Origin of the sequence: Edaphobacter sp. 12200R-103 (assembly GCF_010093025.1) — a bacterium.
In the GTDB taxonomy this organism is placed as follows: Bacteria; Acidobacteriota; Terriglobia; order Terriglobales; family Acidobacteriaceae; genus Edaphobacter.
On record NZ_CP048114.1, the window covers coordinates 906,731 to 925,012 of the forward strand.

At 57.8% G+C, this 18,282-nt stretch carries 14 protein-coding genes; 2 read left to right on the top strand and 12 right to left on the bottom strand.

Annotated elements, in window-relative coordinates; all coding sequences use genetic code 11:
- The 5 genes from lon to GWR55_RS03765 form a co-directional block, all read right to left on the bottom strand.
- Positions 1 to 2,427, bottom strand: coding sequence for an endopeptidase La (lon, locus tag GWR55_RS03745; protein WP_162401066.1), 2,427 nt, complete (start codon positions 2,425 to 2,427; stop codon positions 1 to 3).
- Between the two features lie 216 nt (positions 2,428 to 2,643).
- Positions 2,644 to 3,930: an ATP-dependent Clp protease ATP-binding subunit ClpX gene (gene clpX / locus GWR55_RS03750; protein ID WP_162401067.1), complete on the bottom strand. Its 1,287-nt coding sequence runs from the start codon at positions 3,928 to 3,930 to the stop codon at positions 2,644 to 2,646.
- Between the two features lie 155 nt (positions 3,931 to 4,085).
- The gene (gene clpP, locus GWR55_RS03755) at positions 4,086 to 4,676 is read right to left on the bottom strand and encodes an ATP-dependent Clp endopeptidase proteolytic subunit ClpP (protein ID WP_162401068.1); all 591 of its coding nucleotides are present in this window, start codon (positions 4,674 to 4,676) and stop codon (positions 4,086 to 4,088) included.
- A 56-nt stretch (positions 4,677 to 4,732) separates the two neighbouring features.
- Positions 4,733 to 6,154, bottom strand: coding sequence for a trigger factor (tig, locus tag GWR55_RS03760; protein WP_162401069.1), 1,422 nt, complete (start codon positions 6,152 to 6,154; stop codon positions 4,733 to 4,735).
- Between the two features lie 146 nt (positions 6,155 to 6,300).
- Positions 6,301 to 7,539: a hypothetical protein gene (locus GWR55_RS03765; RefSeq protein WP_162401070.1), complete on the bottom strand. Its 1,239-nt coding sequence runs from the start codon at positions 7,537 to 7,539 to the stop codon at positions 6,301 to 6,303.
- Between the two features lie 353 nt (positions 7,540 to 7,892).
- Between GWR55_RS03765 and GWR55_RS03770 the strand changes: the two genes are divergently transcribed.
- On the top strand, positions 7,893 to 8,420 hold the full coding sequence (locus GWR55_RS03770) for a uracil-DNA glycosylase (protein WP_304487093.1): 528 nt from the start codon (positions 7,893 to 7,895) through the stop codon (positions 8,418 to 8,420).
- Positions 8,421 to 8,554: 134 nt separating this feature from the next.
- Positions 8,555 to 8,884, top strand: coding sequence for a YtxH domain-containing protein (locus GWR55_RS03775; RefSeq protein ID WP_162401072.1), 330 nt, complete (start codon positions 8,555 to 8,557; stop codon positions 8,882 to 8,884).
- Positions 8,885 to 8,911: 27 nt separating this feature from the next.
- On the opposite strand, the gene GWR55_RS03780 is transcribed toward GWR55_RS03775, so the two are convergent.
- The 7 genes from GWR55_RS03780 to GWR55_RS03810 all read right to left on the bottom strand — a co-directional run bounded on the left by GWR55_RS03780 (position 8,912) and on the right by GWR55_RS03810 (position 18,275).
- Positions 8,912 to 9,349, bottom strand: a complete 438-nt coding sequence (locus GWR55_RS03780; protein WP_162401073.1) for a cupin domain-containing protein — start codon at positions 9,347 to 9,349, stop codon at positions 8,912 to 8,914.
- A 98-nt stretch (positions 9,350 to 9,447) separates the two neighbouring features.
- Positions 9,448 to 11,916, bottom strand: a complete 2,469-nt coding sequence (locus tag GWR55_RS03785) for an ATP-dependent Clp protease ATP-binding subunit (RefSeq protein ID WP_162401074.1) — start codon at positions 11,914 to 11,916, stop codon at positions 9,448 to 9,450.
- A gap of 355 nt (positions 11,917 to 12,271) precedes the next feature.
- Entirely contained in the window at positions 12,272 to 13,054 is a 783-nt protein-coding gene (locus GWR55_RS03790) for an ABC transporter ATP-binding protein (protein WP_238398624.1), read from the bottom strand.
- Complete coding sequence (locus GWR55_RS03795) at positions 13,051 to 13,509, bottom strand: carboxymuconolactone decarboxylase family protein (RefSeq protein ID WP_162401075.1); 459 nt, start codon at positions 13,507 to 13,509, stop codon at positions 13,051 to 13,053. The genes GWR55_RS03790 and GWR55_RS03795 overlap by 4 nt, the downstream gene beginning before the upstream one ends.
- Positions 13,502 to 14,821 carry an ABC transporter permease gene (locus GWR55_RS03800; RefSeq protein WP_162401076.1) on the bottom strand — a complete coding sequence of 440 codons (1,320 nt, stop codon included), beginning with the start codon at positions 14,819 to 14,821 and terminating at the stop codon, positions 13,502 to 13,504. Before GWR55_RS03800 ends, GWR55_RS03795 begins: the two co-directional genes overlap by 8 nt.
- Before the next feature lie 144 nt (positions 14,822 to 14,965).
- A complete protein-coding gene (locus GWR55_RS03805) occupies positions 14,966 to 17,182 on the bottom strand; it encodes a hypothetical protein (protein ID WP_238398625.1) in 2,217 nt (738 codons plus the stop codon).
- Positions 17,183 to 17,267: 85 nt separating this feature from the next.
- The gene (locus GWR55_RS03810) at positions 17,268 to 18,275 is read right to left on the bottom strand and encodes an NAD(P)-dependent alcohol dehydrogenase (protein WP_162401077.1); all 1,008 of its coding nucleotides are present in this window, start codon (positions 18,273 to 18,275) and stop codon (positions 17,268 to 17,270) included.
- Positions 18,276 to 18,282 lie beyond the last annotated feature (7 nt).

An 18,282-nucleotide genomic window follows, 5' to 3' on the forward strand; every position in this document is an offset into this window, starting at 1 on the left:
TTATTGCCTTGAGACTGGCTGCTGCGGAAGTTCCATATTTGCAGGAAGAACCTTCGCGAGTGCCTCCGGCTGCTCTTCCTTAAGTTCTGGGAGCTTGCCCTCAAGCGCCAGTTGAAGAACCTGGTCCATATCTTCGACAAAATGCAGCTTCATCGAAGTCTTCAACAGTTCTGGAAGTTCGGGAAGATCCTTCTTGTTCTCTTCGGGAAGAATCGCCTCGTAGATGCCGGCGCGATGCGCCGCTAGAAGCTTCTCTTTCAGACCTCCGATCGGCAGAACCTTGCCTCGCAACGTGATCTCACCCGTCATTGCGACATCACGGCGCACTTTGACTCCCGTCAGCGCACTCGCCAGCCCTGTGGCAAGGGTAATTCCCGCAGACGGGCCATCCTTCGGGATGGCGCCTTCTGGAACGTGAACATGGATATCGACGTTACGATAGAAGTCCTTGCTCAGCCCCAGTTGATGCGAACGGGAACGGATATAGCTGAGAGCTGCCTGTGCCGACTCCTGCATGACATCGCCCAGCTGCCCGGTGGTGGTCAGCTTTCCTTTTCCGTCGAGTATCTGGACCTCTGTCTGCAGGATCGTGCCGCCCATCTCCGTCCATGCTAGTCCGGTTACCAGACCAACCTCGCTCTTCTCGTGGACCTGCGAGTCCCGGAACCTCGTCGGCCCCAGCATGTCAGCCAGACCTTCGGCCGTAATAATCTCCTCGTGCGAAGGACCGTCTTTGACTACACGCCGCGCAACCTTGCGGCAGACATTTCCAATCTCGCGTTCGAGGTTACGCACACCCGCTTCCCGGGTATAGGCTCGAATGAGCTGCCTGATGGCATCGTCCTCAAACACGATCTGCTTCTCGGTCAGGCCGGTAGCTTCGCGTTGCTTTTTGACCAGATACTGCTTAGCGATCTCCAGCTTCTCAAGCTCGGTGTAGCCGTGGAGCCGGAGAATCTCCATCCGATCCTGCAGCGGCCCTGGAATCGTATGAAGTACGTTGGCCGTCGCGACGAAGAGCACCTGCGAGAGGTCGTACTCGACATCCAGGTAATGGTCCTGGAATGAAGTGTTCTGTTCCGGATCGAGAACCTCGAGCAGGGCGCTCGCAGGGTCGCCGCGAAAATCAGACGCCATCTTATCGATCTCGTCCAGCATAAAGACCGGGTTCTTCGTGCCTGCCTTCTTCATGGACTGAATGATCTGGCCCGGAAGTGCGCCGATGTAGGTCCTGCGGTGTCCCCGAATCTCAGCCTCATCGCGCACGCCGCCCAGCGACATGCGAACGAACTTCCTGCCGGTAGCCTTTGCGATCGACATGCCCAGCGATGTCTTACCTACGCCTGGGGGCCCGACGAAGCAGAGAATCGACCCTTTGGGATTTTTGACGAGCTGCCGGACGGCGAGAAACTCAAGGATGCGCTCCTTGATCTTCTCAAGTCCATAGTGATCCTCGTTGAGGATCGTCTCCGCATGTTCGATGGATCGAATTTCTTTCGATCGCTTCTTCCATGGCACGGCGAGTAGCCAGTCAAGGTAGTTGCGCGAGACCGTGGATTCGGCCGACATGGGAGGCATCGCTTCCAGTTTTTTAAGTTCCTGGAGAGATTTTTCCTCAACGTCCTTCGGCATTCCGGCAGCTTCGATCTTCTTCTTCAGCTCATCGAACTCGGACTTTTCTCCGCGGCCGAGCTCCTTCTGGATAGCCTTGATCTTCTCGTTGAGGTAATACTCCTTCTGGGCCTTCTCCATCTGCCGCTTCACGCGCGACTGGATGGTGCGATCCATATTGAGCTTCTCAATCGCCAGATCCAGCACCTCGGCCACACGCGTCAGCCGCTGCTCCGGGTCGAAGACATCCAGAAGCTGTTGCTTCTCCTCAATAGGAAGTTGCAGATTCGCCGCAATCGTATCGGCGAGCTTGGCAGGTTCATCTGACCGCACGCTCGCAGCCATCGTCTCGTAGTTCAGCGACTGCTGCAGTTTCACGTACTGCTCGAAAAGAGAGTGGACCCGCTGCATCTGCTGTTCGATCTGCGGTGTCACCTCAAACTGGGTGCGTCCGGTGCGAACGGTTGCAACGAAAAAGCCGTCCGTATCGTTGATCTCGATCGCATGTCCGCGCTCCACGCCTTCGACCAGCACCTTGATGTTGCCGTCCGGCATCTTCACGCTCTGGACGATATTGCCAATGGTGCCTGTGGTGTAGATGTCGCCGGCTGTCGGCTCGTCCACCGAGGCATCATGCTGCGTTGCCAGAAAGATCTTCCGGTCGCCGGAGAGCGCCTCTTCCAGTGCCCGCACGCTCGATTCGCGGCCGACAACAAACGGCGTCATCATGTAAGGGAAGATGACCATGTCGCGAATCGGCATCATGGGTAATTTCTGGGTGCCGCCGCTTAAGACTTCTTTGGTAGGGTTACTCATTGTTCTCCCCATTTAGACGCTTCAAGTGATGCAAGGATGCATCCTGCAATCGGCTTCAGGTGATTGTACCGCCAGGCCTCAGAGAGACGGATAGCGAAAAAGTGGCAGAAGACAGTCATGAGACCTTTGAATGCATCATGCCGCAGCTCTTCCGGCGGCCTGATAGCGAGGAAGCTGCCGTCTGCGGAATATCTGCAGCAGCTCAATAGAAGGAGATCAGCCTGCTTTTTCGAGAAGCATAGGAACTGTCAGGTCGCGATTCTTAACCATCGTATCGGTGATCACGATCTCTTTGACCTTCTTGTTTCCGGGAACGTGATACATCAGGTCGAGCATCAGCTCTTCGAGGATCATACGCAGACCGCGAGCCCCGACCTTCCGCATCAGTGCCTCGCGGGCAATCGCGCGGGCGGCTTCCTCAGTGAAGGTGACCTTCACGCCTTCAAAGTCAAACAGCTTGGCATACTGCTTCAGAATCGCGTTCCGCGGTTTCGTCAAAATCTCAATCAAAGCAGCTTCGTCCAGCTCGTCCAGAATTCCCATGACCGGCAGGCGGCCAACAAACTCCGGAATCAGGCCGTACTTCAGCAGATCCTGTGGCTCAGCCTGACGCAGCAGTTCCACATCGCGCTGCGCACGAATCGGCGTCACCTCGCCATCCGGTGTCTCCTGATCGGCAACTGCGCGGAAGCCCAGCGCTTTTTTACCGACGCGCCGGCCGATGACCTTCTCCAGGCCCACAAAGGCGCCACCACAGATAAACAGAATGTTCGTGGTATCGACTGCGGTGAATTCCTGGTGCGGATGCTTGCGGCCACCCTGCGGAGGAACGTTTGCCACCGTGCCTTCCAGAATCTTGAGCAAGGCCTGTTGCACGCCTTCGCCAGAGACATCGCGCGTAATGGACGGATTCTCGTCCTTACGGCCGATCTTGTCGATCTCGTCGATGTAGATAATGCCGCACTGCGCTCGGGCAACATCGCCATCGGCGGCCTGCAGCAGCTTTAGAATGATATTTTCGACGTCCTCGCCGACATAACCTGCTTCGGTCAATGTAGTCGCATCCACAATCGCGAAGGGAACGTCCAGCATCTTCGCCAGCGTATGGGCCAGCAACGTCTTTCCAGAACCTGTGGGGCCTACGAGCAGAATGTTCGACTTCGCCAGTTCCACATCGTTGCCGCGGGTCTTATTCATCTGGATGCGCTTGTAATGGTTATAGACAGCCACGGCCAGCTTCTTCTTGGTCGTCTCCTGGCCGATTACGTATTCATCCAGGAAGGCCTTGACCTCCTGGGGCTTGGGAAGATGGGCAGGAGCGGTTCCGGGCGTCGCTTCGGTACGATCGTCTTCCAGGATCGAGTTGCAGACCGCCACGCACTCATCGCAGATATAGGCCCGCGGATAATCGGAGGGTGACGAGATCAGCTTGGCCACAGCATCCTGCGACTTGTGGCAAAACGAGCAGCGAAGCGATTCCTCTGAACCCCGGGATGTTTTCATAAATGCGACGACTCCTGGTAAGGCGGTACTACCAACCTGGTATTAATAATCTTACACCTGTTTTAAGGGGCAGATCGGTACCTCGGTACCTACCCTTTCGGGGTATAAAAAATGAGGCCTGTTGTCAGGCCTCGTTTCAAATTACAGGAGCGATGCTAGGTTCTGGGTCTGTCGATGATGTCATCGATGATCCCGTACTCCTTCGCCTGGGGTGCGGTCATGATGAAGTCGCGCTCCACGTCCCGCTCGATCCGCTCCAGCGTCTGACCCGTGCTGGCGCTCATCAGCTTATTAGTGATCTCGCGGATGCGCAGGATCTCCCGGGCGTGAATGTCGATATCGGTAGCCTGTCCGCTCAGTCCGCCCATCGACGGCTGATGGATCAGGATGCGGGAGTTCGGAAGCGCGAAGCGCTTACCCTTTGTACCCGCCATCAACAGGAATGCGCCCATCGAAGCCGCCTGGCCAATGCAGAACGTCACCACGTCGTTCTTGATGTACTGCATCGTGTCGTAGATCGCCAGACCTGCCGTGATCGATCCGCCCGGAGAATTGATGTACAGCTGAATATCCTTGTCCGGATCTTCGCCGCTCAGAAACAGCATCTGCGCAATGATGACATTTGCAATGTTGTCGTCGATCGGCGTCCCCAGAAAAATGATGTTGTCGCGCAGCAGACGGCTGTAGATGTCATAGGCGCGTTCGCCTCGACTCGTCTGCTCGATCACCATCGGTACCAGTCCCATAACGCTCTCTTTCCTTTTCGCTGTAAAAACCGGGTTGTGAGCTGAGGGGATTACTCTTACGAGGCAAGCTTCTCGTAGAGCACGCTTGCTGTCTTCTCGCGCCGCATCTGCTCGCGAATCCGGTCCAGGCTTCCGTCCTTGGTAAGGCGATTGCGAAGCTCCTCAAGGGGCTCGCGCGATTGCAGCGAAAGCATCAGCAGTTCCCGATCCAGATCCTCTTCACTGATGGCAACTTGTTCCGCTTCGCCAATCTTGTCCAGAAGCATGGACGCCTTCACCTCATTCAGGGCCTGGTCGCGCTGGGCGGCTCGAAGCCGTCCGAAATCGAGCTTGCGCATCTCTTCCGGACTCATCCCCTGCTGAGCCAGCGCCCGCAGGCCGCGGTCCAGCCGGGCATCAATCTGCTGCTGTACGAAAGACTCAGGAACAGGGAACTGGAACTTATGGACCAACTCATCCAGCATGCGATCACGCGCCTGGCTCTCGAGCGCATTCTTCTTGCGATCGGCAGCCATCTCGCGAAGCTTGGTCTCAAAATCCTCCCAGCTCTCGTAATTGCCGAGCTGTTTCGCAAAATCGGCATCCCGCTCCGGGAAGGTCTTCTTCTTGATCGTCTTGACAGTGACGTCATAGCTGACGGTCTGGCCTGCGAGTCTTGGCTCTCCGAACTCAGCCGGGTAGGCTACTTCGAAGCTCATCTCCTGGCCGGGTTTCGCTCCTCGCAGAGCCTCTGTAAAGGCGGGAAGCGTGTTCTTGCCCCCAATCTCGACGAGAACATCTTCGCCCGTGATCGGTTCGCTCTTGGCAGAGCTCTCGACGCCATCTTCCGTGACGGTTTGGGCCAAGTCCTTGACCTCGCCCTTGAACTGAATCTCGGCCCAGTCGCCGTCGGCCAGTGGACGATCTTCTTCCACGGCCTCTACGGTTGCATGGCTGTCCAGCACACGGCTCAGCTCAGCCTGATACTCGTCGTCGGTCAATGCGATATCGGGCCGCTCGATCTTTACGGTGTCATATCCCTCAACACCGAAGACGGGAGCGACTTCAAAAGCGGCTTTGAACGTCAGCGGCTCGCCGTCGTTAAGCTGCAGATCCAGCAGCTGGGGCTCAGAGATCGGGCGAAGATTTTGTTCGTCGATCGCCTTGCGGAAGCGCTCTGACACCAGGCTCTCCAGAACCTCCTGACGAAGCTCTTTGGAAAACTTGGAGCGAACGAGGGACTCAGGAACCTTGCCAGCACGGAAACCAGGAATCCTCGCCAGCTTCTGATATCGCTTCGTGACTGTCTTGAAGGTCTTTGAAACCTCTTCGGCTGGAACCTCAACCGCAATCTCTTTGGTAAGCTCCGGATTCAGCGTGGGGCCATGCTGATGCTCATGCGCATGATCATGGTCGTGATCGTGGGTGTGCGCTGTCTCTGGCTGCTGCTCTTCGGGAGTGTTGGTCGTCTCTGTCGTCTCTGTCGGGGTCAATTCCATGCCTTCCAATGTGGGTCGCGTCCCATTGCGCCGCGGTCGTTCGCCACTATGCGGGACCACGCGGGTACGCGTCTCTGTACTACTGTACGAGGCATCCTCGCAGAGGGTCAAACCGGAGAACCTGCCGCTGCGGCGCGCTGCGAGGTTTATGCTTCCGGTGGTTTAGCGGGGCCATATATCTCCAGGCGGATGCTCCACTGAATAGAACTGCCGGGCTGCAGGGTGACCATGCCCGCTGCTTTATCCTCTTTCCCCCATTCCTCTCCAAAAGGATCGTCATAATTGAAACGGGGCTCCAGGACGACGAATCCCTCGTTGGCAGGAGCAGAGGCACGAACGGCCTTAATTGCCGCGCTCAGCATGGTGATCCTTAGGCCGAACTTGTTTTCCGGGTCCCACAACTCGGCCACAGGCCCCGAATCGAGAGGCGCTTGGCGAAGGTTGACAAAGGTTCCTTCCAGACTGCCTTTGCCCAATTGACGTCCTCCAATGGCGCTGAAGTCCTGCGGCGTTCCTTCGACGGATATCAGCCGCCCGGTTGGAAGACCTGCACGAGAACTCGAACGCTCTTCCTTGGTTACACTTGGTAATCGCAGCCTCATCGCCTCACGATTATGGCTCAATATCGCAAAGCGCGGCCGCCACCCCAGTCCAACAGGCTCAGGTGTATCTCCTATGTTTGTGGCTGCAATCTTCATCGTCAGCGTGCGTCCACTGAGTTGCACCGTGGTCTTTACCTTCGTTCTGGAAGGCCACGCACCGTCAGAATCGCCTATCGTGTAGACCGCTTCCGCCTCGCCACCATCAGGCATCACGTTCGATTTGACATCGGTCCCCTGGCTCGCCAGCAGCAAGCCCCCCTCGGCGTACGCTTTGCCGGATTCCTGCTGCGCCACGGGAATACGAACGATGTGATCGTTCCAGCGTGCACTCAATCCGCCTTGCGTGGGAGTTCCGGACAGTTCTCCTGCCCAGGGAGCTTCGACTGCGCCTCCCATGGCTAGACTCACAGCCCCTCCTTCATCAACATCAGCTCCGGTCATCTGCTCACTGGCTTCTTTCAGAGTGGGGGATGCCAGCAGATTCACCTTTCCCTTTCCCGGCAGCACAGCTGTGATCTGCAGGACGTTCATACCGCGTCCGGGGAGGATCGTGGCCGAAGTAAACTCGGGAACTGCCCCGGCTTCAATAGGAGATCGTTCCAGGATTACAGGTTCCTGTCCTCCGGGTCTGGGGCTGCTCATTGCTGGAGGAATGTTGCTCCGGCGCAACTCCGCCTTAAAACGAGCAAATCGTCCTCGCGTGTGGGCCCTCCATCCCAGAGCCAGCCCGAGCACGAGAAGGATGATGGCGCCAATGGTGATAACTCCGGAACGCAGAACCATCTGCTTCCAGGCTCGCCGGATCCATTTGAAAAACTCTTCTGAGAATTGGGTCATTTCGATGGTCTTACGCGCTCGCTCGGTTCTTGCTTTCAGTCAGCTACACGGTAAATTGAGATTCCGCCACTTGAAGTCTCCGATAGCTTGATCATTTAGTATGAGATGCAGTGAGAAGCACTTCTGCTACCCGATTGCCGGTAGATATCCTTCAAGTTCATCAGGAAATTACTTCTTGCGAGCAGTGTTCTCGTCTTCGGACGTATTGCAAGGGTATCGCTGAGACAAAACGACGAGCCTATCGGGATGAAATCTATTGGGGACGCCCCGTTCCCGGTTTTGGCGACCCGCGTGCTCGCGTGCTGATCCTCGGCCTAGCTCCCGGCGCTCACGGCGCGAATCGCACAGGAAGGCCCTTTACCGGAGACGGAGCGGGGTACTTCATGTATCCCGTACTCTATCAGACAGGATTTGCAAATCAGCCGGATGCTACCTTCCGTGGCGACGGACTCAAACTGCGGAAAGCATGGATCGCCTCCGTTGTTCGCTGCGCACCACCGGGAGACAAACCCACCCCCCAGGAAATTCGCAACTGCTCCGCCCACCTCGAGGCGGAGATCGAACTGCTGAAGTACCTCCGCGTCGTCGTCTGCCTGGGAAAGATCGCCTTTGACGGTTACCTGGCGCATCTCTTTGGCCGGGGAGTCATCCAGCGAAAGTCGGCTTACAAATTTGGGCATGGCGCTTACTATCTTCTGCCAAACGGTATGCATCTGCTTTGCAGCTACCATCCTTCATTGAGGAATACAAACACTGGCAGACTCAACAGCGCCATGTTCAGTCGGATCTTCGTAAAGGCAAGGGAACTGGCTGGGATCAAGGACTAGGTTTCCCTATCCAACTGATTCGACAATGGAAAGCGTGCTTGTCGCCAGCGGAAGGCCAACCCGCTTGGAAGTCCCGGAATCCTAGAGAGCAGTATGCAAATGCATTAAATCCATTTCGTCGAGGTGCTTCCCCAATGAGTGCGAAAAATTACTGGCTGGCTTTTGGAATAGGCGTATCTGCCGGGGCAGCCGTCGCGTTGTTGTATGCCCCGCAGAGCGGAGCGCGAACAAGAAAGAAGCTCCGCAGAACCGCGGCTGACGCAGGAGATTATCTGCAGGATGCCGGAGATTATCTCCGCTCCCAGGCAGAACGCTTTAGCGAAGAGGCACAGGATGCAGTCGCACGGGCGCGTGAACATGCGGTCCACCTGGTAGATACCGCCGGGGACCGTGCCAGCGACCTCGCAGACTCTGTCTCCGACGCCGTTGGCCATGCCGTCAAGTCCGCAAAGTCTCTTGTGTAGCTGCAACCTATAGTGCAGGCCGGCGGCCTACTCCGGTGGTCCCAGCGTCACCACAAAGTAGGTCGCCGGAGTTTCCCCAACATTCTGAATGTAGTGTCTGTCACCGGCGACACAGAGTCCCATCTCTCCTGCATTCAGTCGCTGAGCCTTTCCGTTTACCGTCAGCTCGACCGTACCCTGCTGAACCAGCCATATCTCGCTATGCAGGTGGGTCTCGATCGGCTCGTGTGGCGCACCGACCTCCTGCGTGGTCTCATGCACTTCAAGACGGATGTTTCCCGCTTTCAACATTCCCAGGGCAAAACGCTTCGAGGCTCGCTTTGGTACCGCTCCATGCGTCGCCGGTCCGGGCTTATAGACGCCGGACTCCAGTGGAGAGAGCGTCTGTGCTTCTAGCCGCTCCGGAAGAACTGCAGTGGCTGTCAGAATTCCCGGCAGAAGCGCAGCGAAGGTTCGACGATCCATATTGATCTCCTGAAAACTTCCTTTGAATTACGCATTGCGCTTAAAACAATACGCCCCGACGAGGGTGCCGGGGCGTATATCTCTCTTTGAATGAACGTTTAGACAGCACTCAAGGTAAAACCACCAACCTTCTCTTCGCCGTCATTCGAGATCGGGCGATAGAAGAGCTGGTTATTTTCCATGTAGACCTCAAGGAACGCCGGCCGATTCGGAATTCCCCCAGCAATCAGCGCTTCCGAGAGCGGATCCTCGATGTACTTCTGGAGCGCCCTGCGTAGCGGACGAGCCCCATAGGTACGATCCGATGCCGTCTTCTCGATAATCCATTTCTTGGCCTCGTCGGTCACCGAGATGGTGATCGCCTTGTGGACAAGGTTCGTGTTCAGCTGCTGCACCAACAGCTCGAGAATCTGCATCAGGTCCTGATCGGTGAGCGACGTGAAGATAATGATCTCGTCCAGACGGTTCAGGAACTCGGGGTTGAAGGTGCGCTTCACCTCACCTCGAACCAACTCCTCCATCTTGTCGAGAACCATGTCCTCGCGCTCGCTCTGGAACCCGAGCCCCTGCCGCTTCTGCAGATGCTTGGCTCCAATATTCGAGGTCATAACGATGATCGTGTTCTTGTAATCGACCGTGTTGCCGAGACCATCGGTCAGCTGGCCGTCTTCAAACACCTGCAGAAGCAGGTTGAAGACATCCGGATGAGCCTTTTCGATCTCGTCCAGCAGAACCACGCTGTACGGATTGCGCTTGACGCGCTCCGTCAACTGTCCGCCCTCTTCGTAACCGACGTAGCCCGGAGGCGAACCGATCAGCTTGCTCACAGAATGCTTCTCCATGAACTCCGACATATCGAATCGGATCAGAGCTTTCTCGCTTCCAAACAGGAACTGCGCCAGCGTACGTGCCACCTCTGTCTTACCGACGCCGGTCGGTCCGAGGAAGAGGAAGCTGCCGATGGGGCGGGCAGGGTTCTTGAGTCCGGCACGCGACCGGCGAATCGCACGGGCAAGGGCAGAGATAGCCTTCTCCTGTGAGATCACGCGCTTGTGCAACTCTTCTTCTACGCGCAGCAGCCGCTGCGTCTCTTCTTCCTTCAGCGAGGTGATGGGAACACCTGTCCAGCGGCTCACGACATCCTCGATGTCCTCGCGCGTTACGATGCCCGCCGAAGAATCGTCCAGGTGGTACTTGTCGCGAAGTGCGCGCAGATTCTCTCGCTCCTTCCGCTCTTCGTCCGAATAGAACCGCGCCTTTTCGAACTCGTGATTCGCAATCGCGTTCTCCATGCGGTGCACGATGAACTTGATACGCTTCTGAACCTCGGTGAGCTCTTCGGGCAGGGAAGTCTGGCGCAGCTTTACCCGCGCTCCTGCTTCATCGATCAGATCGATCGCCTTATCGGGAAGGAAACGATCGGGGATGTAGCGGTTCGAGTGCGACACCGAAAACTGGATCGCATCGTCCGTGTAGCTGACAGCATGAAACTTCTCATACTTGTCCTTGATCCCCATCATAATCTTGACCGCATCTTCCTCGTTGGGAGGAGGAACCTTCACGGCCTGGAAGCGCCGTTCCAGCGAGCGGTCCTTCTCAATCGACTTGCGATACTCGGCGGGAGTCGTAGCACCGATGCACTGAATTTCGCCACGGCTCAGGGCGGGCTTCAGAATGTTTGCAGCATCCAGCGACCCTTCTGCCGAGCCTGCTCCCACTAACGTATGCAACTCGTCAATGAAGACGATGGAGTTCTGATTCTCCATCAGCTCTTTCATGATGGTCTTCAGCCGCTCTTCGAACTGGCCGCGGTATTTGGTACCCGCAACGATCAGCGACAGATCGAGCGCGAGCACCCGTTTGTCCGCGAGAAAACTCGGCACTTCACCATCGGCGATCTTCTGCGCCAGGCCCTCGACGATAGCTGTCTTGCCGACGCCGGGCTCGCCAATCAGCACAGGATTGTTCTTCGTGCGGCGGCAGAGGATCTGGATGACCCGATCAACTTCAGCATCGCGTCCGACAAGCGGATCAAGCTGCTGGTCGAGCGCCGCCTGTGTAAGATCGCGGGAGAACTCCGCCAGCATGCTCTGCTCGTTCCTCTGGCTCTTACCCGACTGCGACGACGGGGACTTTTCCTGAGTAGTCCGCTGCAACTCCTCGCGGATCGCCGGCAGGCGCAGACCACGTTCCGTCAGAATCTCCGCGGCAAAGCATTTCTCCTCGCGCAGCAGCCCCAGCAGCAGGTGCTCGGTTCCGATGTGCTTATGCGAGAGCCGCTCGGCCTCCTCGGCGGCATACGCCAGCACCCTCTTGCACTCATTGGATAATGGGAGATCTACCGAGGTCGAAACCTTCTCCCGGATCGTTGTATGTCCTTCAATCTGCTTGCGAATCGACTCAACTGAGGCATGGGACCGCAGAAAGCGGTTGGTCAACGCCTTGTCTTCCCTCAACAGACCCAGAAGCAGATGTTCCGTCTCTATATAAGGCGATCCAAACTGGCTTGCTTCGTACCGGGCAAAGAAAATCACCCGTCTTGCCTTCTCCGTGTAGCGTTCGAACATGTTCTCCCCTTCGAACCCGGCCACCATCCCCGGCCCTGGGAGCCTTCGATGGCGCCATTACCACTTCCATTCCCCGCGTCACATCATGCCCGCCTGGAGAACACATTGGGTGCTACCGCCTCACGTGCGGCGCATCCATCCACTGTTACTAGTGTAGTCGCCGCGTCAACCTTGCTAATCGTTTCGCTAAAGTTACTGCTTACACTACATCAATACCTATTCGACGCAATATGTGAAAAAGAGGTTCGAAATCGGATTGTTACCTCGCAAATGCCTATACCGCGGTATCCGTCAAGAGGTTCGAAATCGGATTGTTACCTCGCAAATGCTTGCATTGGGGCTACAAGCGCCTGGCTTATATTCGGGGATTTCTTTCTGTCTCTTCTTCCAGTGCTCCACGTCGAAGTCGTAGCATCCGGTCGCATCTCTCTGCAAAATCAACATTATGGGTGACAAGAATACTGGTCAGGCCATGAGCCCGGTGCAATCCCTGGAGCAGTTCAAAGACGGTCTCTCCCGTTCTGTTGTCCAGGTCCCCGGTCGGTTCGTCCGCCAGGAGGATTCTGGGTTCGGTCACCAGCGCCCGTGCCAGTGAAACGCGCTGTTGTTCCCCGCCGCTCAGTTCCCCTGAGCGGTGGTGCCCCCTCGCTCCCAGTCCTACCTCCGTAAGCCATTGATTCGCCTTGGCCAAAGCGGATGGACGCGCCATCCCACGGGCCAGCAGAGGCATGGCCACGTTTTCCGCCGCCGTAAACTCCGGCAGAAGGTAATGAAACTGCCAGACATACCCGACATCAGAGTTCCGAAACTCAGCTGCCTGGCGGGGAGTGAACTGGCTCAGTCGGGCCTCCCCGCAGTACACCTCGCCCGCCGTAGGCTTATCCAATGCCGCCAGCAAGTGCAGCAGGGTGCTCTTTCCGGCACCGCTTTCACCCACAATGGCGACCATCTCGCCGGCGTGGACAACAAGGTCCAGCCCCCGAAACAGCTCCACCCCGGGCCCTGCATCCCCTGAGATACTGGGATAGACCTTCGTCAGCCCTTTCGCGCGCAATACGATCCGCGGACTGCCGGGAACGGTGGGCAGCGGTTGCAGATTTCGGCTTACCTCACCGTCCTCCATCTGTGGGTTACTCAATCCTGCACCTCAATCCCGGCCTGCTTTCCCAGCGCAATCGCCAGCCTGTTCCATGCATTGATCGTCGCGATCACCAGGGTAAGGTTGACCACCTCCACCTCCGTGAAAGCGGCTCTCATCTCCCTGTAAACCGCCTCGAGGGCATGTCCGTCCTGGATGTTTGTGATCACCTCCGCCCATGAGAGCGCAGCCCGCTCTCGCAGGGTGTATGCGCTCGAGTTTCTCCACTCGGCCGCATCTTCGATCTTCTCGGGACTGGCCCCTGCCTTTTGCAGCTCCTCCGCGTGCGTCCTAACGCACAGATCGCATCCGTTGAGCTGCGAGGCCCGCAGCTTTACCAGCTCACGCAGAACGTAATCCAGGCCGGACTCCGCGTTGAGGTAATGTTCCAGCTCGCGCAGCTTCGCCATGCCGCCAGGGGCAACATCCCAGTACCGTATCCGGGCATTACTCATATCGCAGCGCCTCCGCCGGAAGCACCTTCGCCGCGCTCGCACTCGGATAGAGCGTTGCAATCAGACTCACGCCCAGCGATACTGCCGCAACGATGACCCCGTCCCACACCCGTGGAGCGAACGGAAGATAGTCCAGTGAATAAACCGCCGCATCCAGAGGGAACCGGTAATGCCCGCCCGCCCAGCTCACTGCATAGCCAAGGACCAGTCCGAGAGCAGTCCCGATGACTGAGATCAGCAGCCCCTGCAGGAGAAAGATCCTCCGCACCTGTATCTCTGTCACGCCAAAACTCATCAGGACCGCGATATCGCGCGTCTTTTCCATCACCATCATGGTCAGAGCAATCAGAATATTCAGTGCGGCCACGCACACAATCAGCGCCAGCACGATGAACGTCACAATCTGCTCCAATTTCAGCGCACGGAACAGCTCACGATTTTGCTCCATCCAGTTCGTCGTCTGGAAACCTTTCCCTGCCGCCTGTTCTATCTCTCGAGCAATCTTGTCAGCCTTATAAAGATCATCAACCTTGAAGCTGATCACGGAGATCAGGTCCGGCTCACTGAAGAGCCTCTGCGCATCTTTCAGCCGCATAAAGGCGTAGGTTGCGTCGTACTGATAGAAGCCCGACTTGAAGATTCCCGCAACCACGCAGCGCTGGTACTTCGGAACCAGCCCCAGCGGCGTCAGCTCCCCCTGGGGGCTGGTCACCAGAACGGTATCACCCACCTTGGCTCCGATCGTCTCCGCCAGGTCGTTGCCGATCACAATCGGAGGTACGGCTTGCACCGCCCCCGTGCTGGGGGCCCCATCTCTTGCAGGGTGCCCCATCTTCGCGACAGCTTTGTCGTCGCCAAGGGGACGGCGTGCCACCAATGCCTCCGTCGGCTCCAAGGCTGCTGCTGAGCCCTCCGTGATCTTCTCCAGCAAATCTCCCACGGTTCTCTCGTCTTCCGGGAGGATCCCTTTGATCAGGCCACCGCCGCTCCGCGCTCCGCGCGAGATCAGCACCTGGCCATAGAGTCCTGGCGCCGCTGCGGTCACATGTGGCAATGCACGCAGCCGTTCCAGCAGCGGACGCCAATCCTTGATGCCGTCGGCGGCCACTCGCATCAGGTCGATGTGCGCAGTCGAGCCCAGCAGCCGCTCCTGCATATCGCGGCGCATGCCGTTGGTGATCGCCAGAGCAATAATCAGCGAGGCGACACCAGCCATCACGCCAATCACCGAGATCGCAGTGATGACCCCCACAACAGCCTGCCGGCGCTTGGCACGCAGATACCGTGCGGCGATGAACAGTTCAAAACGCATCGAACCTCAGCTTACTAGTTAGGACGCTGCCCTGGTAAATTCGATCCAGACCAGCGCCCGCCCAGTTTTCGTCAAATACACCGCACGAAGGGTGTCATCTTGAGCGAGGCACAGCGGAGTCGAAGGATCTGCGGCCCTCACTCATTACCGCACCACTGCCTTGACCGCAGCCATATTGTCGCAGCGGTCATACACGCGCACTGCGATCACGTGCTCCTTCGCATCGGTCACCGGAGTCGTCGCCTGCGGCGCCTCCGCCGTAAAGTCATAGTGCTCGGTCTGCGAATCCGAAACCTGACCGACCGGTTCAAGATACTGCCATGCTCCTCCGTCAACCGAATACTCGGCATGCGCGATCGGGGAGGTAGCATCGTGCGCATCGAGCGTGGCATGGATCCGCGGTGCCGCTCCTGCGCGCGAGGAAACCATCGAAGCTGTCAACGTACCCGGAACAGGAGGAGTCGTGTCCACAACGAAAGCCGGGCTGATGCGTTCTCCCGTCAGCGTCTGAGAGTCCGTGTGGACCGGAGCATCGCTTGCCACAACACGCAGTTCGTAGTTCCCATCCGGCAGAAGGGAAGCGTCAAAGCTGTAATAGTGGTCGCGGATCTGGTCTTTCAGCAGCCGCCAGTTTGTCTCGCCCACTCCGCGATACCAGATCGCAAACATCAGATCGTCGCCATTATCGTCATGGGCGAGCCAGCGGGCCGTCACGGAGTTCTTATCCTTCTGCGCTGTCAGGGGGGCGGTATTTGCATCCTGCTGAAAAGCAGCTGCCGGGTTTGCCGAAGTCGTCACAGGAAACGCCACCTGCACTGTTGTTGCCGCGGGCGTTGCCGCTCCCGCGGCCATCTTCGCGCCGGGCTGCACGACGATCTCATCCACAATAGGCGCGATATTCCGTGGCAGGTAATTCAGTCCAACCGAATCGATCCCCGACCCGCCGTGCAGGACTGCCTTCCACTGCGCAAACCGACCCTCCGGAATCGCCGCCACGCCTTCCGGAGACATCTTGACCCAATCGCTCCATCCCATCACGGGACTCTGAACGTTTCCACTCCGCACCCAGAGATCGTAGCCTGCAGGCACTCCAGCGGTACGTGCCTCCATGCGGCCCCAGCGTGAGTACTCCTTCGCATCGAAAACCTCGCTGGTATACACTGACTCCTTCGACGGAGCATCGCTCAGGCGAAACAGCTTTCCGCTGTTGCTCGTCGTCACCAGCAGCCCATCCTTTGCCGGTGCGAAAGCCATTCCCTGGGCGGCATCGAGATGAGCTATATCGGTAAACTGCCCCGGAACCGCAGGATCGATCCTGTACACTCGTCCACGATTACCAGTAGCTGCCAGCAAGGCTCCCTTGCGAAACGTGAGAGCATACACCACGTCTTCCTTCATCGTCAGCAAACGCGCCGGAGTGCCATCCTTCGCGATTCGATAGATCTCGCTTCCGTCCGAAATCAGCGAGTTCGTTCCTGCTGCAGCAGTCGATCCAGGCTGCGAAAACGTGACCGTGATCCCCACGTTCCCCGTAACCGGCAGAGGCGGCAGAGGCAGCGATCCTCGCGCGCCCACCCCGGCTGCATAGACATTGCCGACCTCATCCATGGCCAGCGATGTAATCTCCCGTCGCGGAGCTGCATACGCAGCAAACGGCTTCGCTCCGGAGACCTTCGTGTCGATCCGGTAGATCACCCCGGACCCGTCCGTGCCCGCCCACAGCGTTCCATCAGCCGCCAGCAGCAGGCAGCGTATGTGCTGATCCGCTGTCTTGAAGAGGACCTGCGCTTTGCCACCATTTGCAGGGATTTTGTATACCACCGCTGGTGCTCCGGCCGCAACATAGACATCGCCGTTCGGCGACGCAGCAACATCCCACAGATACTTCGGCTTTTCCTCGCTCGTCGCCGCATCGAAGAGGACCGTTGCCGTTCCTCCTCCGGCAGGAACCCGATAAACTTTCCCATCCGGCGAAGTCGCCGCGATCACAGATCCATCACGGGCCACTGCAACCGCCTGCACAGCCAGATCTTTCGTCTCCAGCAGCTTTGTCGCGTTGCCATTGGGAGTAACCCGCATCACGATGCCCGATCCTGCAGTGGTTCCGCCCAGCCCTACGTAGCCATTGCCTTCGCGGTCCGCCGCCAGCGACCAGGCATAGCTCTTGCCGGTGTCGTAGACCATCTGTTTGCTGGGACCGGCCTCCAACCTGCCATCGCTCCGTATGCCGACACCATCCGCCGTACCGCGTTCCATCATGTCGTAGCGATCCACTGTCCACAGTTTTGTTCCCTGGGCCTGCACCACCCCTGCCAGCAACATCGGAAACAGACATCCCATCAGCAAATAACGTTGCATCATCGTGACCTGAGTCTAAAGCAAGCCGAACGCGACAGGGCGGAGACTCCCAGTCTCCGCCCTGAACGAAACCCAACCTACGATCTCTTTAGTTTGCCAACACAATCCTGTATCGTGCCTGGTTTTTCTTCACGCGCGACACTGCCTCGGCAGCCTTGGACATCGGCAGAACCTCCGCAGTTGCCTTCACCCCGTGTCTGCCGGCTACGTCCAGCATCTCCATCAGATCCTTCGGGCTTCCCGTAGAAGACCCGCAGACGGCTCGCTGGCTCCCGATCAGCGCCGGTGCCTGCAGCTGCAGCGCCGATGTGGGCGCTCCCACCAGGCACAGCACGCCGTTGGGGCGCAGGGAGTTCACATAGGCGGACCAGTCCTGGTCCGCATTGATCGTCGAAATCAACAGATCGAACGAGCCCGCCACCTTCTTCAGAGCGCCTGTATCGCGCGTATTCACAAAGTGGTGCGCTCCCAGTTCCAGCGCTTCGCTCTCTTTATCTTTTGAGGTGGAAAACGCCGTCACCTCCGCACCAAAGACGCGCGCGAACTGGATGCCAAGGTGTCCCAATCCTCCGATTCCAATGATCCCCACCCGAGAGGATGGGCGCACACCATAGTTGCGCAGGGGGGAATAGACGGTAATCCCAGCGCAAAGCAGCGGAGCCGCGGTGGCGCTCTCCAGTGCTTCGGGCAGAGGAATGGCAAATCGCGAGTTCACCCGCACTTTCTCCGCAAAGCCGCCGTTATGTCCCACGCATGTCGACTGCGCTTGCGCACAAAGCTGCTCCTCGCCCTTCCTGCACCACTCGCACATACCGCAACTGTCGGCCTGCCACCCTACCCCAACGCGCTGTCCTACGGTAAGGCTGCGGACGTGTTCCCCCACACCGCTCACGGTTCCTACAATCTCATGTCCCGGGACCAACGGGTACTTGCTGATTCCCCAGTCGTTATTGATCAGATGAAGATCGCTGCGGCACACTCCGCAGTGTGAGATCCGGATCTCCACCTCGTATGGCTTGATCTCTCCTGGGTCAAACTTGTAAGGGAGCAACTGTGCACCGGCCGCGTGGACAGCCAGGCCATGAATCTCGCTCATCTGAAAT

What these genes read in the sequence shown, in the direction of transcription:
- lon (WP_162401066.1), bottom strand. Translation starts at nt 2,427, where the DNA reads ATGAGTAACCCTACCAAAGAAGTCTTAAGCGGCGGCACCCAGAAATTA.
- clpX (WP_162401067.1), bottom strand. Translation starts at nt 3,930, where the DNA reads ATGAAAACATCCCGGGGTTCAGAGGAATCGCTTCGCTGCTCGTTTTGC.
- clpP (WP_162401068.1), bottom strand. Translation starts at nt 4,676, where the DNA reads ATGGGACTGGTACCGATGGTGATCGAGCAGACGAGTCGAGGCGAACGC.
- tig (WP_162401069.1), bottom strand. Translation starts at nt 6,154, where the DNA reads ATGGAATTGACCCCGACAGAGACGACAGAGACGACCAACACTCCCGAA.
- GWR55_RS03765 (WP_162401070.1), bottom strand. Translation starts at nt 7,539, where the DNA reads ATGGTTCTGCGTTCCGGAGTTATCACCATTGGCGCCATCATCCTTCTC.
- GWR55_RS03775 (WP_162401072.1), top strand. Translation starts at nt 8,555, where the DNA reads ATGAGTGCGAAAAATTACTGGCTGGCTTTTGGAATAGGCGTATCTGCC.
- GWR55_RS03780 (WP_162401073.1), bottom strand. Translation starts at nt 9,349, where the DNA reads ATGGATCGTCGAACCTTCGCTGCGCTTCTGCCGGGAATTCTGACAGCC.
- GWR55_RS03785 (WP_162401074.1), bottom strand. Translation starts at nt 11,916, where the DNA reads ATGTTCGAACGCTACACGGAGAAGGCAAGACGGGTGATTTTCTTTGCC.
- GWR55_RS03795 (WP_162401075.1), bottom strand. Translation starts at nt 13,509, where the DNA reads ATGAGTAATGCCCGGATACGGTACTGGGATGTTGCCCCTGGCGGCATG.
- GWR55_RS03800 (WP_162401076.1), bottom strand. Translation starts at nt 14,821, where the DNA reads ATGCGTTTTGAACTGTTCATCGCCGCACGGTATCTGCGTGCCAAGCGC.
- GWR55_RS03805 (WP_238398625.1), bottom strand. Translation starts at nt 17,182, where the DNA reads ATGATGCAACGTTATTTGCTGATGGGATGTCTGTTTCCGATGTTGCTG.
- GWR55_RS03810 (WP_162401077.1), bottom strand. Translation starts at nt 18,275, where the DNA reads ATGAGCGAGATTCATGGCCTGGCTGTCCACGCGGCCGGTGCACAGTTG.